Below are 14063 nucleotides of genomic sequence, written 5' to 3'. Positions count from 1 at the left end.
AGCCCGGCGGTCGCGCGGGCTCGACGGTCGCGCACACTCAGCCCGCGGAGCCGACCAGCTCGACGGCGAGCTCCGGCTCCGTCTTCTCGACGACCTCCTCGGCCGTCACCCCCGGCGCGAGCTCGCGCAGCACCAGCCCGGACGGCGTCACGTCGAGCACCGCCAGGTCGGTGATGATCCGGTCGACCACGCCCTTGCCGGTCAGCGGAAGCGAGCACTCGCGCAGGATCTTGGGCGACCCGTCGCGCGCCACGTGCTCCATCAGCACGATGACGCGGCCCGCGCCGTGCACCAGGTCCATCGCGCCGCCCATGCCCTTGACCATCTTCCCGGGGATCATCCAGTTGGCCAGGTCGCCCGTGGCGGAGACCTGCATGCCGCCCAGGATCGCGGCGTCGATCTTGCCGCCCCGGATCATGCCGAACGACGTCGCGGAGTCGAAGATCGACGAGCCCGGAAGCAGCGTCACCGTCTCCTTGCCCGCGTTGATCAGGTCGGGGTCCACGGCGTCCTCGGTGGGGTACGGGCCCACGCCGAGGATGCCGTTCTCGGACTGCAGCACCAGGTGCCGGTCGTCCGGCACGTAGTTGGGCACGAGCGTCGGCAGCCCGATGCCCAGGTTCACGTACATGCCGTCGGCCAGCTCGCGCGCGGCGCGCGCGGCCATCTCCTGTCGGGTCAGTGCCATGGTTCAGGCTCCCTTCGTACCGGTCGTGCCCGACGACGACGCCGCGGGCTCCGTCACCGTCCGGCGCTCGATCCGCTTCTCGATGTCGGTGCCGACCTCCACCACCCGGTGCACGTAGACGCCCGGCAGGTGCACGGTGTCCGGGTCGATCTCCCCCGGCTCGACGAGCTCCTCGACCTGGGCTATGCAGACGCGCCCGGCCATCGCGGCCAGCGGCGAGAAGTTGCGCGCCGACTTGTTGAACACGAGGTTGCCGTGCCGGTCGCCGCGCAGGGCGTGCACGAGCGCGAAGTCGGTGCTGATCGACTCCTCCAGCACGTACTCGGCGTCGTCGGGCCCGAAGGTGCGTACCTCCTTGGGCGGGGAGGCGATCGCGACCCCGCCCACGCCGTCGTACCTGCGGGGCAGGCCGCCCTCGGCGACCTGGGTGCCGACGCCGGTGCGCGTGAAGAAGGCCGCGATGCCCGCGCCGCCGGCGCGGAGCTTCTCGGCGAGCGTGCCCTGCGGGGTGAGCTCCAGCTCGAGCTCGCCCGAGAGGAACTGCCGCTCGAACTCCTTGTTCTCGCCCACGTAGGAGCTGGTCATCTTGCGGATGCGCTGGGCGTTCAGCAGCACGCCGAGGCCCCAGTCGTCGACGCCGCAGTTGTTGCTCACCACCGACAGGCCGCTCGTGCCTTGCGCGAGCAGGGCCTCGATCAGGGCGATCGGGTTGCCGCACAGGCCGAACCCGCCCACGGCCAGCGAGGCGCCGTCCGGGATGTCGGCCACCGCCTCGGCCGCGCTCGCGACCACCTTGTCGAACCCGGTACGTGCTCCAGTCATCATCGACTCCTCCATCACGTCAGTCCTGGCAGGTCGTGCCATGTGCCAGTGTCACACCCCGGCCGCGCCGCTGGGCGGTTCCTCACCGGGCGCTCCAGCCGCCGTCGACGGTCCACGAGGCGCCGGACACCATCGCGGCGTCCGGGCCCGTGAGCCAGCCGACCAGCGAGGCGACCTCGTGCGGCTCCACCAGGCGCTTCACCGCGGACTCCGCGAGCATGACCTTCGCCATCACCTCGGACTCCGGGATGCCGTGCACCCGCGCCTGCTCGGCGATCTGCTTCTCCACCAGCGGCGTGCGCACGTAGCCGGGGTTGACGCACACGCTGGTCACGCCGTGCTCGCCGCCCTCCAGGGCCGTCACCTTGGACAGGCCCTCCAGCCCGTGCTTGGCCGCCACGTACGCCGACTTGAACGGCGAGGCCACCAGCCCGTGCACCGACGAGATGTTGACGACCCGCCCCCAGCCCCGCGCGTACATGCCGGGCAGCGCGGCGCGCACCAGCAGGAACGGCGCCTCCAGCATGATCCGCTGGACCAGCCGGAAGTCGTCCGGCACGAAGTCCTGGATGGGGCTGACCCGCTGGATGCCGGCGTTGTTCACCAGCACGTCGGTGTCCAGGCTCAGGTCGTCGAGCGCCCGGGTGTCGGACAGGTCGACGACCCACGCCTCGCCGCCCACCTCCTCGGCCAGGGCCTTGGCGCCGTCGCCGTCCACGTCGGCCACGGTCACGTGCGCGCCGCGGGCGGCGAGCTCCCGGACGCACGCTGCGCCGATGCCGCTCGCGCCGCCCGTCACGAGCGCCCTGCGGCCGTCGAGCGTGCGGCGCTCCTCCGGCGCGGAGCTCACGACCGGCCCTCGGCGAGCGCCCGCTCGCGGGCCTGGTCCTCGGCGTCGAGCGCGTGCAGGGAGGCGCCCTTGGTCTCGCGCAGCGCGACGGCCGCGACCAGCGTGATGAGCGCGGCGATCGCCATGTAGACGGCGGTGGGCCACCAGGAGCCGGTGTTCTTGAGCCAGGTCGTGGCCAGGATCGGGGCCAGCGAGCCGGCCACGATGGAGGTGACCTGGTAGCTGATGGAGACGCCGGAGTACCGCATCCGGGTCGGGAACATCTCGGCCATGATGGCCGGCTGCACCGCGTACATCAGGGCGTGGAACAGCAGCCCGGCCATGAGCACGGCCAGGATGACCCAGACGTTCTTGGTGTCCATCGCGGGGAAGGCGAACCAGCACCAGGTCGCGCCGAGCACGGCGCCCGTGATGTAGAGCGGCTTGCGGCCGACGCTGTCGGCGAGGCGGCCCACGGCGAGGATCACCACGAAGTGGAACGCGTGCGCGGCCGCGACGACGCCGAGGATGCGCGTCGTGTCCATGCCGAGCCCGGTGCCGAGGTAGACGATCGAAAAGCTGACCACGAGGTAGTACAGGATGTTCTCCGCGAACCGCAGGCCCATGCCGGTGAGGACGCCGCGCGGGTAGCGCTTGATGACCTCGAGCACGCCGTAGGCGTTGTCGCCCTCCTGGATCTCGGCCTTGGCCTCCTCGTAGATGGGGGCGTCGGAGACGCGGGTGCGCACGTAGTAGCCCACGACGATGACGACGGCCGAGAGCCAGAACGCGACGCGCCAGCCCCAGGCGAGGAAGGCCTCGTCGGTCAGCGTGGCCGACATCGTGTAGAGCACGACGGTCGCGAGCAGGTTGCCCGCGGGGACACCGGCCTGCGGCCACGCCGTCCAGCGGGCCCGCTCGTCGTCGCGGCTGTGCTCCGCGACGAGCAGCACGGCGCCGCCCCACTCGCCGCCGAGCGCCACGCCCTGCACGAAGCGCAGGATGACCAGGAGCGCCGGGGCGAGGAAGCCGACCTGCTGGAACGTGGGCAGGCAGCCCATGAGCACGGTCGCCACGCCGATCAGCACGATCGTGAACTGCAGCGTGTACTTGCGCCCGAGCTTGTCGCCCAGGTGGCCGAAGATGATTCCGCCCAGCGGACGGGCGAGGAAGCCGACGGCGTAGGTCACGAACGCCGCGATGATCGCGTCGTAGGCGTTGCCCGTCTCGGGCATGAGCACCTTGTTGAACACGAGCGCCGCGGCGGTCGCGTAGAGGAAGAAGTCGTACCACTCGACGACGGTGCCGGCCATCGAGGCGGCGACGATGCGCCTGATCAGCGACCGGTCGTCCGGTGCGTGGGTGCCCTGCTGTGCACTCTGCTCTGCAGACATGCTGGTGCTCCTAGGTGTCGGCTCTGACACGGGGTGTGGCGGGCTCGCGCGGTCCGCGCCTCCTGCCACCTGTGACCCGCCGAGTGTTCCGGGGAAGCGCCGTGCGCAGCAATGACGAAGTCGGCAGACGCCGTGTGCACGGATGCACATTGGTAACGTCACGGCATGCCAGCCCGCAACGACCCGCCGGCCGGCCAGGTCGCCGACCAGCTCCTGGTGCTGCTCGCCGTGGCGCGCACCGGCCGGTACACGACGGCGGCGCAGGCCCTCGGCGTCAACCACACCACGGTCGCCCGCAACATCACGGCGCTGGAGCGCGCCCTCGGCGGGCGCCTCCTGGTGCGCGGCGCGGACGGCTGGGAGCTGACGACGCTGGGCCGGCGCGCGGCCCGCGCCGGCGAGGCCGTGTCCGACGCCGTCGACCGCCTCGTCGCGGGCGACACCGAGGCCGACCCGATCACCGGCGTCGTGCGCATGACGGCGACCGACGGGTTCAGCGCGTACGTCGCCTCCCCCGCCATCGCCCGGCTGCGGGGCGCGCACCCGGAGCTGTCGGTCGAGCTCGTCACGGTCACCCGCGTGGCGACGCACCACCGCTCGGGGGTCGACGTCGACGTCGTCGTCGGAGAACCGAGCGTGCAGCGGGCCAAGGCCGTGCGCCTGGGCGAGTACGTGCTCGGCATGTACGGCTCGCGCGAGTACCTGGAGCGGCACGGCACGCCGACCACGGTCGAGGAGATGTCGAAGCACGGCCTGGTCTACTTCGTGGACTCCATGCTCCAGGTCAACGACCTTGACGCGCCGCGCCGCCTGGTGCCCGGCATGCCCGACGCGCTGGCCTCAACCAACGTGTTCGTGCACGTCGAGGCCACGCGCGCCGGGGCGGGCCTGGGGTTCCTGCCCTGCTTCATGGCCGACCGGCACGACGACCTGGTGCGCCTCCTGCCCGACGACGTCACCGAGCGGCTGCCCTACTGGGCGGTGATCCGGAGCGAGTCATGGCGCCGGCCCGCCGTGGCCGCCGTCGTACAGGTGCTCGGCGACGAGATGAACCGCCAGCGCGACCGTATGCTCGGCCACGTGTCCTCCCGTGGTGAGAGCTGATCGTGGTCGTCAGTCCTTGAACCGCAGCCAGACCTGGATGACCGACGTCGCGATACCGCTCGAGATGGCCACGACCGTCGTCACCACGGCGGTCGTCAGAGCGCTGATCCCGGGATCGACGGCGATCACGGTCGCGACCACGGTGACCGCCAGAAGGAGGGCGAGGACGGCGAGACGCGACAGCCATCGCATGCGCCGGAGGATGCCCGTCAGACGCCAGGAGACCGGGCGGAGAGCCTGCTGCCGCAGGTAGATCTCCAGGAGCTGATCCACCCAGTTGATGTCCACCATGGGCTGCCTCTTGCTGGCCGTCGACCGGGTTCCGCCGTTCCTCTCGACCGTGTCGAACAAGTCACCGGCGATGCCGTGCACCGCGTGACGAGCAGGCCGCCACGAACCTGAGGTGAGCAGGGCGAGCGCGACGATGATCTGCAGAGGGAACGACACCTGGTGGTTCCTGGCGTCGTCGGGCGCCGGTACGTAGTAGTGGTACTGAACGTACTCGAGCGGCGTGCTCCATCGTCCGCGCAACCACGGAGCCAGACTGCGCGTCGTCTGCCTGATGACCGAGTCCGTGTCGTCGAGCCCGAGACCCGCGTCCCGCATGCGAGCGAGCGCGAGACAACCGAACGCGATCTCGATGGTGTCCAGGCCAGAGTTGTTGCTGAGCTCACCCTGGAGCCAGGCCACCGGGCCGTCGAACCGACGGGCCGGACCACCGCCACAGAACGGCACCAGGGCGATGAGTGCCTGCGACGTCGCCAGCACGCGTGGCGGTTCAGGTTCGGAGGACACGAGGTGGTCGCCCCAGCCCTGGTCGTCGACCAGTCCGTCGACCAGGGTCCGGACGATCGGCTGATCCTTGGCGTCGGACAGCTTCGAGACGCCCAGGGCCTCGACGATGGCCGTCACCTTGAAGGTGAGCAGCAGGTCCGACGCGTCGAACCGAGGGTGGGTCGCGGACTCGGGTTCGATCTGCGGCAAGACCCGGAGAGTCGGTCGCGTGTCGCGATCATGGCGCGCCAGGACCGAGAGAGCGGCACAGGTCCCGTAGATCCCGAACTGACGCGAACGCGCCGGCACATCGACGAACTGGCCCCAGACCGGGGAACCCTGCGGCGTCACCTGAGCGGCGTTGTCGAGCGTGGCGAGCAGACGTGTCTGGGCGGTCGTCACCCGGCGGCGAAGGTCAGGCAGGTCAGGTCCGGTCGGCCTCAACACGCACACCCCCGCTCGCACCCACCCCGATATGCGAGCAATGTACTGGATTTAGCTCATGGCGTCGCCGGTGCGCGACACCCTGCGGCTCACCCCCGTACCGCGGCCCTCACCGCCGAGATCCCCGGCTCCGCCATGATGATCGTGTAGTGGTTCACGCCCGGCACCTCGCTCGCCGTCAGCCCGGGGAGCCGGACCGACCACTCGGCGACAGTCCCGGCCGGGTACATGCCGCCGGGCTGGTCGAGCAGTCCACGCGGGGCGCGCAGGAACGTGATCGGCAGGCCGGTCTCGGCGGCCCACGCGAGCGCGGCGGGCAGGGCGTCGCCTCGTGCGGAGTCGGCCGAGTCCGCGGCGACGGCGTCGGGCGACGTCGCCGGCCGGAGCACGGTCCCGCCCACCACACCATCCCCTGCCGGGTACTCCGCCAGGTCGTAGTCCACGTACTGCTCCACCACGGGGTTCCACTCCGCGAAGGCGGGGTGCGCCCGCCAGAACTCCCGGTACGCCTCGGCGCTCGGGAACGTCTGGGTCAGCCGCTCGATCGCGGGGCCGAGCAGGGCCCGCACCAGCTCCTCGGGCGTCGCTCCGTCCGGCACACCGGGCGGGAGCGGGATCGGCAGCCCGCCGTCCACGAGCACGAGCCGCTCCACCAGGTCCGGGTGGCGGTGCGTCAGCACGAGCGACACGAACCCGCCCATCGAGTGCCCCACGACGACGGCCGGCCCCTCGGCGAGCGCCCGGACCACCGCGGCGACGTCGTCGGCGTGCGCGGCCATGCCGTACGGGCCGGGCAGCCCGTTGCTGCGGCCGCGGCCACGCAGGTCGGGCGCGATGACGCGGCGGCCGGGCAGCGCGGCGGCGATCGCCGGCCAGGCGCGGTGCGAGGCGGTGATGCCGTGCACCAGCACGACGGCGGGCAGCGGTGTGCCGTCCGGCCCGGTCGCGACGGGCGCCGTCGGCTCCCAGACCCCTACCCGCAACCTGCCGCCCGCAACCACCACGTCGTGCGTGGCGTAGGTGTGCGATCCGGTCGCCTCCACCTGGTCGACCATGCTCATGGACGTACCTCCCCCTCGTTCCGGCCCGTGCCGGTCCCCCCGGGCGCCAGCGCCCGCTCGATGAACGTCATCGCCTGGTCGAACACCTCGGGCGGGACGGCCGACGTCGGGCCGCCGGGCTCGACGTCCGGCCCCCACAGGACCCACCGCATCCCCACGATCTCGCCGATGCCCATGAGCGCCCAGGCGGCCACCTCGGGGTCGATGTCGCCGACCTCCCCGGCCTCCTGCGCCTTCGCGAGGCCGTCGCGGTAGCCCTCGACGATCCGGGTGTAGTGCAGCCGCAGCGCGCCGGGCGACACGAACTCGGCCTGCCGCACGATCCGGTAGAGCGCCGGGTGCTCGGCCGTGAACTCGAAGAACGCCCGGAACCCGGCCCGCTCCGCCTCGATGCGCCCGGTCGCCTGCGAGGACGCCGCGATCATCGCGTGCCGCACCCGCCGGTTCAGGTCCTCGACCACCTCGTCGAAGATCTCGATCTTCGACGTGAAGTACAGGTAGAACGTGCCCTGCCCGACGCCGGCGGCCTCCGTGATCTTCACGATCGAGGCGTCGTGGAAGCCGAGGTCGGCGAACACCTGCTCGGCGGCGACGAGGATGCGCGCGCGGGTGCGCTCCCCCTTGGTCATGGGCTGGGAGATGGTGCTCACCGGGCCTCCTCGGCAGGGCGTACGTGGAGCGCCGAGCGCACCACCTTGTTCAGGGACGAGCGTGGCAGGTCGGGGACGAGATCGAAGTGCCGGGGCACCTTGAACCCCGCGAGCTCGCGGCGGCAGAAGGCCTCCAGGTCCTCCGCGTCGGTGAGCTGCCCGCCGCGCGGCACCACGAAGGCGTGGCCCACCTCGCCCCAGCGGTCGTCGGGCACACCGACGACGGCGGCGTCGGCCACCGCGGGGTGCCGGCGCAGCGCGGCCTCGACCTCGGCCGGGGTCACGTTCTCGCCGCCCGTGATGAACACGTCCTTGAGCCGGTCCACCACGCGGTAGTACCCGTCGGCGTCGCGTTCCACCAGGTCGCCGGTGCGCAGCCAGCCGCCCGCGAACGACGCCGCCGTCGCCTCCGGCTCCCGGAAGTAGCCCGCGAACACGCTGGGGCCACGCACGAGCAGCTCCCCGGTCGCGGGGCCCGCGAGGTGCTCACCGGTGACGGGGTCGGCCACGGCGACCTCGACGTGCGGGTAGGGCACGCCGGCGGAGCCGAGCCGGTCGCGCGCCACGTCGTCGGGCAGGCAGAGCACGTTGGGGCCGGCCTCGGTGAGGCCGTAGCCCTGGGTGAGCGCGACGCCGCGCCGGTGCCAGGCGCGCAGCAGCGGCTCCGGCATGGGCGCTCCGCCGACGACGGCGTGCCGCAGCGAGGTCAGGTCGGCCGCCGCGAACCCGGGGTGCTCGGCGAGCAGCAGGTAGTTGGTGGGCACGCCCATCATCGTGGTGACCCGCCGGTCGGCGACCAGGCGCAGCACCCGCTCGGGCTCGAAGGTGCGCTCCAGCACCACGGTCGCGCCGGTCCACCAGGCCAGCAGCGGCTGGATGTTCCAGCCGCCCACGTGGAACTGCGGCAGCACGGAGAGCACCACGTCCGTGCTGGTCAGCTCGACCGTCCGGGACAACGAGAGGTTGTTCCAGAAGCAGTTGGCGTGGGTGAGCAGCGCGCCCCGCGAGGTGCCGCCCGTGCCGGACGTGAACACCAGCAGCAGCGGGTCGTCGTCGCGCACCATGCGGTGCGGCGGTCCGGCGGGCCGCGCGTCGAGGTCAGCCCGACGACGGGTGGGCGCCGGCACCCGCGCCTCCACGCCGTGCGGCCCCAGCGCCGTGCGCGACAGCGGGAGCGGCAGCCGTTCGAGCGCGGCGTCGGCCAGGGTGCCGCACTCCTCCTCGACGAGCACGAGCGCGGGGTCGGCCTGGTCGAGCTGCGCCGCGAGCTCGTGCGGCGACAGTCGCCACGACAGTGGCGCGAGCACCAGCCCGGCCTTGGCGCAGGCGAAGAACAGCACCACCTGGTCGGAGCTGTTCCCGGTCACGGTCGCGATCCGGTCGCCCACCCCGTAGCCGGCGTCGAGCAGCCGGGCCGCGAGCGCCGTCGCCCGGGCGTCCAGGGCGCGGTAGGTCAGGGTGACGCCGCGGTCGTCCACGGCCACGCGGTCGGGCGTCGCCAGGGCGCGGTCGCGGGGCCACCGGCCGAGCGTGTGCAGGTCGCTCATGCCACGGCCCCCTCGGGGGCGGGCACGCCGGGCGCGGGCCCGCTCCCGTCCGGGTCGCTCCCGGGCCGACGGCGCGCGGCGAGCCGCTCGGCCGCACCCGCCAGCCCGCCCGGCAGGAAGATCACGACCAGCACGAAGCAGGTGCCCAGCAGGAACATCGGCTCGGAGAGCGGGATGCGGAGCACGGCGGGCAGCCCGGCCACGGCCTCGGAGTGGGCGAGCTCGGCGAGCCGCTGGTCCAGCAGCGTGTAGAGCACGGCCCCGACGACGGCGCCCCAGCGCGAGCCGACCCCGCCCAGCACCACCATGACCAGGAGGGTGAGCGTGAAGTCGGCGGTCGACGTCGCCGGCGAGGCGCCGGACTGGAGCAGCAGGTACGCCATCCCGACGACGGTAGCGAGCGACGCGGCCAGCACGAACACCACGAGCTTGGTCAAGTAGGGGCGCCCGCCGATGATGCGCACGCGCACCTCGTTCTCCCGTACAGCGGCGGCGACGTGCCCGGCCCGGCTGCGCTCGATCCACAGCACCACCAGGTAGACGAGCAGCAGCACGACGAGCGCGAGCCAGTACAGGTTGCGCGTGTTGACCACGCCGACCAGGGCAGCCGGGACGCCGTCGGTGGCGAGCGCGAGCCCCTCCTCGCCGCCGGTCAGGTCGCCCTGGTCGCGCCGGACCAGCACGTTGCCCGCCTGGGCGAACGCGAGCGTGACCATGGCGAACGAGATGCCGGTGACCCGCAGCGAGATGGCGCCGACGACGAACGCGAGGGCCACGCCGCCCACGAGCACGAGCGCGGCGGCGGGCAGGAGCGGCACGTCGGTGCGGTCCAGCACGATGGCCAGGCCGTAGATGCCGGCCGCGAAGTACAGCGCGTGCCCGAAGCTCATCAGCCCCGCGACCCCGAACAGCAGGTGGTACGAGAGCGCGAGCGCCGCCGTCAGCCAGCACAGGGCCAGGAGCTGGAGCGTGCCCGGCTCGTACGTGTAGCCCGGCAACACGCCCGGGACGGGGATCGCGAGCAGCGGCAGGCAGCCCAGGAGCACCAGGAGCGCGAGGCCGCCGAGGCGGGTGGTGACGCGGTTCATGCGGGCCTCCCCATCAGTCCGGACGGGCGCACGAGCAGCACGAGCGCCAGGAGCAGGACGACGATCAGGTCGCCGGTGTTGTTCAGGTAGAAGTTGGCGAGCTGCTGGAGCACGGCGACGACGACGGACGCCACCGCCGCCCCGGTCAGCGAGCCCATGCCGCCGATCACCGTGACGATGAACGCGAAGATCAGCAGGCTCGCACCCATGTGCGGCGACACGTAGTTCAGCGACTGCGTGGCGAGCACGCCGCCCAGTCCGGCCGCCGCCCCGCCGACGGCGAACACGAGCGTGAACGCCTGGCGCACGTCGATGCCGAGCGCCGTCACCATGGCCCGGTTCTCCACGCCCGCGCGGATGATCAGGCCGTACCGCGTGTACCGCAGGAACGCGACGATCCCGGCGAGCACCGCGGCCGCGGCGAGCACGTTGAGGAACGCGGTGTTCGGCACGTGCGCGCCCAGCACGTCGGTGGTCGAGGCGAGCCAGTCGGTGCGCGTGACGTTGCGAGGGTTGGGACCCCAGATGCCCTCGAACAGCGCGACCGTGGCGAGCGAGAGCCCGACGGTCACGAGCACCTGCTCGATGTGCCGGTTGTAGAGGGGCCGGATAAGACCAAGCTCGGTGGCGGTCGCCGCGGCGGCTCCGGTCAGCGCGCCGACCAGGAGGCCCAGCAGCAGGCCGCCCCACGTGCCCGCGCCGACCAGGTTGCCGGCCGCCAGCCCGACGAACGCGCCGAGCGTGAGGAACGACCCGTGCGCGAAGTTCAGCACGCCCATCAGGCCGTAGATCAGGGACAGCCCCGAGGCGACGAGGAAGTAGAGCCCGCCGAGCCCGAGGCCCGTGGCGAGCAGAAGAACCAGGGTGCTCATCGGGCAACCTCCGTCTCGCCGGCCGAGACCCCCAGCAGTCGCTGCACCAGCTCCGGATCGTCCAGCAGCTCCCGCGCCGGTCCCGTGTGCACCACGCGTCCGGCGTCGATCACGACGACGCGCTCGGCGAGCCGCTCGACCACCTGGAGGTTCTGCTCGACGAGCAGCACGGGCACCGTCTGCGCGGCCGTGGCCAGCGTCTCCGCGACCTCGGTCACGATGCGCGGGGCCAGGCCCTTGGTGGGCTCGTCCACGAGCAGGATGCGGTTCTCGTTGAGCAGCGCCCGCGCCAGGGAGACCATCTGCTGCTGCCCGCCCGAGAGTGTGCCCGCGCGCTGGCCGGCCCGCTTGACCAGGTCGGGGAACAGCGCGTCGACCAGCTCGCGGCGCTCCGCCGTCGTGCCGTGCGCCGTCGTGCCGGACCGTTCTGCTCTACCGCCACTCCCCGCGCGGCGTTCCGCGAGCCGCAGGTTCTCGGCGACGGTCAGGCCCGCGAACACCTCGCGGTCCTCCGGCACGTAGCCGACGCCGCGGCGGACGATGCGGTCGGTGCGCTCGCCGTCCACCCGGACGCCGTCGAGCAGCACCTCGCCCGACCGCTCGACCAGGCCGAGGATCGCGCGCAGCGTGGAGGTCTTGCCCACGCCGTTGCGGCCGAGCACCGCGGTGACGCCCGACGCCGGGACCTCGAACGACACGTCGTGCACCACCTCCTGACCGGCGATGCGCGCGGACAGCCCGCGCACCTCCAGCACCGGCTTCTCCGCCGGTCGAGCCTGTCGAGACCCGCTCATGCCGCGCTCCCCGCCGTCGTGCCCAGGTAGGCGGACTGCACCGTCTCGTCCGCCATGACCCGTTCCGGGACGTCGCAGGTCAGCAGCTCGCCGTGGTGCAGCACCGCGACGCGGTCGGCGAGGCCGAGCACCACGTCCATGTGGTGCTCCACCATGAGCACCGTGCGTCCGGACGCGCTGATCGACCGGATCACCTCGACGAGCCCGGCGACGTCGCCCGTGGCGACGCCCGCCATCGGCTCGTCCAGCAGCACCACCGACGAGTCCATCGCCAGGAGCACGGCGATCTCCAGCTTGCGCTTGTCGCCGTGCGACAGGTCGCCGGCCGCGGCGTCGGCCCGGTGGGTCAGGCCCACCGTGGCCAGGTGCTCGGCGGCCTCCGCCGACGCCGCGTCGCCGCGCCGCGGGAAGCTCAGGACCGAGAGGCTGCCGCCGAGGCGGCGCTGGGTGGCGAGCCGCACGTTCTCCGCGACGGACAGCCGCGGGAACAGGCTCGACGTCTGGAACGTGCGGCCCAGGCCTGCGCGGGCCCGCACCGCGACGGACGCCGCGGTCACGTCCCGGCCCGCGAGCAGCACGCGGCCGCTCGTGGCCCGGTAGATGCCGCTGACCAGGTTGAACAGCGTGGTCTTGCCCGCGCCGTTCGGCCCGATCACGCCGATCAGCTCGCCGCGCTCCACCCGGAGGTCGACCCCCGCGAGGATGCGCGCACCGCCGATCGTCAGCCCGAGGCCGGTCACCTCGAGGACTGGCTCGCCACCCGTCGCCATTACTCGGCCGCCTCCGCGGGTGCGACGGACGCGCCGTCGATGACGTCGACCAGCTCGGGCGTCCAGACGTCGCCGTCCTTGACCAGCTTGGCCTGGTACATCGGCTGGATCAGGGCGTGGTCGGACGCGCGGACGGTCGTCTCGCCCTTGGGCCCCTCGAACGTGTAGCCCTCCAGCGCGTCGACCATGGCCTCGACGTCGCCGGCGCCCTCCTCGATCGCGTGCACGATCATCTGCGCCGCCACGAAGCCGTCCGGCGTGAACAGGTCGGGCGTGCCGCCGGCCGCCTCGACGGCGTCGAGCATCGCGGCCTCGGTGTCGGTGCCCGCCGCGCCCGGGAAGTAGTGGTTCAGGAAGCTGACCTTCTCGGCCGCGTCCCCGTAGGCGCCGTAGGTCGCGACGTCGCCCAGGCCGGTGACGACCGTGGTCTCGTCGAGCACGCCCTGCTGGTCCAGGCCCTGCCACATCGCGCCCGTCGTCGCGCCGGCCCAGGCCACGAAGACCATGTCGGCCTGCGCGTCCAGCACCTTCTTGGCGAACGGCGTGAACTCGGTGGCGTCCTCGGGGACCAGCACCGAGGAGACCTCGGCGCCCTGGCCGCCCAGCACGCCCTCGACGGCGGCGAGGTTGCCCTGGCCGAAGGCGTTGTCCTGGGCGAACACGACGACCTTCGCGCCCTGCGGGTCCACGAAGGTGCCCGCCGCGGCGACGTCCTGCAGCGACTGTCGGCCGCTGCGGAAGGTGTAGCGGTTGATGCCGGTGAGGGTGTCCACGGCGGCGGGGCCGGAGACGTACAGGACCTTGTTCTGCTCGGCCTGCTCGGCCAGGGGCAGCGTCACGCCCGAGACGACGGTGCCGCCCAGGATCTGGTAGCCCTTGCCGATCAGGTCCTTGGCCTGCGAGACGGCCTTCTCGGGGTCGCCCGCGTCGTCGTGGTAGGTCACGTTGAGCTCGTGGCCGGCGACCGTGCCGGTGCCACCGGTGGCGTGGTCGATGCCCGCCTCGAACCCCTGCTTGTAGGCCGCGCCGTAGGCGGCGAGCGGCCCGGACTCCGAGTACACGATGCCGACGTCGATCGGCGCCGCGCTCTCGCCGTCGCCGCTGCCGCCGGTGGTCGCGCCGGTCGGCGCGCACGCCGCGAGCGCCAGGCCCGTGACCGCCGCCGCGGCGACGGCCATGAGGGACTTCCTCGTCCGCATGACTCTGCCCTTCTTCGGGTGGTCGCC

14 protein-coding genes are annotated in these 14063 nt (G+C 72.6%); 1 reads left to right on the top strand and 13 read right to left on the bottom strand.

Annotated features, from left to right (window positions below; translation table 11 throughout):
* Nucleotides 1–37: 37 nt before the first annotated feature.
* The 4 genes from FHX71_RS00760 to FHX71_RS00745 form a co-directional block, all read right to left on the bottom strand.
* On the bottom strand, nt 38–688 hold the full coding sequence (locus FHX71_RS00760) for a CoA transferase subunit B (protein ID WP_182613978.1): 651 nt from the start codon (nt 686–688) through the stop codon (nt 38–40).
* Between the two features lie 3 nt (nt 689–691).
* Nucleotides 692–1510: a CoA transferase subunit A gene (locus FHX71_RS00755; protein ID WP_246402095.1), complete on the bottom strand. Its 819-nt coding sequence runs from the start codon at nt 1508–1510 to the stop codon at nt 692–694.
* Between the two features lie 82 nt (nt 1511–1592).
* Nucleotides 1593–2360 (bottom strand): 3-hydroxybutyrate dehydrogenase, encoded by a 768-nt coding sequence (locus FHX71_RS00750; protein WP_182613976.1) that lies wholly within the window; start codon nt 2358–2360, stop codon nt 1593–1595.
* Complete coding sequence (locus FHX71_RS00745) at nt 2357–3733, bottom strand: MFS transporter (RefSeq protein ID WP_182613975.1); 1377 nt, start codon at nt 3731–3733, stop codon at nt 2357–2359. Before FHX71_RS00745 ends, FHX71_RS00750 begins: the two co-directional genes overlap by 4 nt.
* Before the next feature lie 165 nt (nt 3734–3898).
* Between FHX71_RS00745 and FHX71_RS00740 the strand changes: the two genes are divergently transcribed.
* Complete coding sequence (locus FHX71_RS00740) at nt 3899–4837, top strand: LysR family transcriptional regulator (RefSeq protein ID WP_182613974.1); 939 nt, start codon at nt 3899–3901, stop codon at nt 4835–4837.
* 9 nt (nt 4838–4846) lie between these two features.
* On the opposite strand, the gene FHX71_RS00735 is transcribed toward FHX71_RS00740, so the two are convergent.
* The 9 genes from FHX71_RS00735 to FHX71_RS00695 all read right to left on the bottom strand — a co-directional run bounded on the left by FHX71_RS00735 (nt 4847) and on the right by FHX71_RS00695 (nt 14036).
* Nucleotides 4847–5821, bottom strand: coding sequence for a hypothetical protein (locus FHX71_RS00735; RefSeq protein ID WP_182613973.1), 975 nt, complete (start codon nt 5819–5821; stop codon nt 4847–4849).
* Between the two features lie 323 nt (nt 5822–6144).
* Nucleotides 6145–7116, bottom strand: coding sequence for an alpha/beta fold hydrolase (locus FHX71_RS00730; protein WP_182613972.1), 972 nt, complete (start codon nt 7114–7116; stop codon nt 6145–6147).
* Nucleotides 7113–7745, bottom strand: coding sequence for a TetR/AcrR family transcriptional regulator (locus FHX71_RS00725; protein ID WP_182618376.1), 633 nt, complete (start codon nt 7743–7745; stop codon nt 7113–7115). Before FHX71_RS00725 ends, FHX71_RS00730 begins: the two co-directional genes overlap by 4 nt.
* Nucleotides 7746–7762: 17 nt before the next feature.
* The gene (locus FHX71_RS00720) at nt 7763–9313 is read right to left on the bottom strand and encodes a class I adenylate-forming enzyme family protein (RefSeq protein WP_182613971.1); all 1551 of its coding nucleotides are present in this window, start codon (nt 9311–9313) and stop codon (nt 7763–7765) included.
* Nucleotides 9310–10401, bottom strand: coding sequence for a branched-chain amino acid ABC transporter permease (locus FHX71_RS00715; RefSeq protein WP_246402093.1), 1092 nt, complete (start codon nt 10399–10401; stop codon nt 9310–9312). The genes FHX71_RS00720 and FHX71_RS00715 overlap by 4 nt, the downstream gene beginning before the upstream one ends.
* Nucleotides 10398–11273, bottom strand: a complete 876-nt coding sequence (locus FHX71_RS00710; RefSeq protein ID WP_182613970.1) for a branched-chain amino acid ABC transporter permease — start codon at nt 11271–11273, stop codon at nt 10398–10400. Before FHX71_RS00710 ends, FHX71_RS00715 begins: the two co-directional genes overlap by 4 nt.
* Nucleotides 11270–12067, bottom strand: a complete 798-nt coding sequence (locus tag FHX71_RS00705) for an ABC transporter ATP-binding protein (RefSeq protein ID WP_182613969.1) — start codon at nt 12065–12067, stop codon at nt 11270–11272. The genes FHX71_RS00710 and FHX71_RS00705 overlap by 4 nt, the downstream gene beginning before the upstream one ends.
* Nucleotides 12064–12837, bottom strand: coding sequence for an ABC transporter ATP-binding protein (locus FHX71_RS00700; protein WP_182613968.1), 774 nt, complete (start codon nt 12835–12837; stop codon nt 12064–12066). Before FHX71_RS00700 ends, FHX71_RS00705 begins: the two co-directional genes overlap by 4 nt.
* Nucleotides 12837–14036, bottom strand: coding sequence for a substrate-binding domain-containing protein (locus FHX71_RS00695; RefSeq protein ID WP_182613967.1), 1200 nt, complete (start codon nt 14034–14036; stop codon nt 12837–12839). Before FHX71_RS00695 ends, FHX71_RS00700 begins: the two co-directional genes overlap by 1 nt.
* Nucleotides 14037–14063: the final 27 nt, after the last annotated feature.

Source organism: Promicromonospora sukumoe (assembly GCF_014137995.1).
GTDB lineage: Bacteria > Actinomycetota > Actinomycetes > Actinomycetales > Cellulomonadaceae > Promicromonospora > Promicromonospora sukumoe.
This window is presented reverse-complemented; position numbering and strand designations above follow the sequence as displayed.

Bases quoted from the DNA above. Each gene is read 5' to 3' on its own strand.
- FHX71_RS00705 (WP_182613969.1), bottom strand. From the start codon at position 12,067: ATGAGCGGGTCTCGACAGGCTCGACCGGCGGAGAAGCCGGTGCTGGAG.
- FHX71_RS00695 (WP_182613967.1), bottom strand. From the start codon at position 14,036: ATGCGGACGAGGAAGTCCCTCATGGCCGTCGCCGCGGCGGCGGTCACG.
- FHX71_RS00730 (WP_182613972.1), bottom strand. From the start codon at position 7,116: ATGAGCATGGTCGACCAGGTGGAGGCGACCGGATCGCACACCTACGCC.
- FHX71_RS00740 (WP_182613974.1), top strand. From the start codon at position 3,899: ATGCCAGCCCGCAACGACCCGCCGGCCGGCCAGGTCGCCGACCAGCTC.
- FHX71_RS00755 (WP_246402095.1), bottom strand. From the start codon at position 1,510: ATGACTGGAGCACGTACCGGGTTCGACAAGGTGGTCGCGAGCGCGGCC.
- FHX71_RS00715 (WP_246402093.1), bottom strand. From the start codon at position 10,401: ATGAACCGCGTCACCACCCGCCTCGGCGGCCTCGCGCTCCTGGTGCTC.
- FHX71_RS00745 (WP_182613975.1), bottom strand. From the start codon at position 3,733: ATGTCTGCAGAGCAGAGTGCACAGCAGGGCACCCACGCACCGGACGAC.
- FHX71_RS00760 (WP_182613978.1), bottom strand. From the start codon at position 688: ATGGCACTGACCCGACAGGAGATGGCCGCGCGCGCCGCGCGCGAGCTG.
- FHX71_RS00720 (WP_182613971.1), bottom strand. From the start codon at position 9,313: ATGAGCGACCTGCACACGCTCGGCCGGTGGCCCCGCGACCGCGCCCTG.
- FHX71_RS00700 (WP_182613968.1), bottom strand. From the start codon at position 12,837: ATGGCGACGGGTGGCGAGCCAGTCCTCGAGGTGACCGGCCTCGGGCTG.
- FHX71_RS00710 (WP_182613970.1), bottom strand. From the start codon at position 11,273: ATGAGCACCCTGGTTCTTCTGCTCGCCACGGGCCTCGGGCTCGGCGGG.
- FHX71_RS00725 (WP_182618376.1), bottom strand. From the start codon at position 7,745: ATGACCAAGGGGGAGCGCACCCGCGCGCGCATCCTCGTCGCCGCCGAG.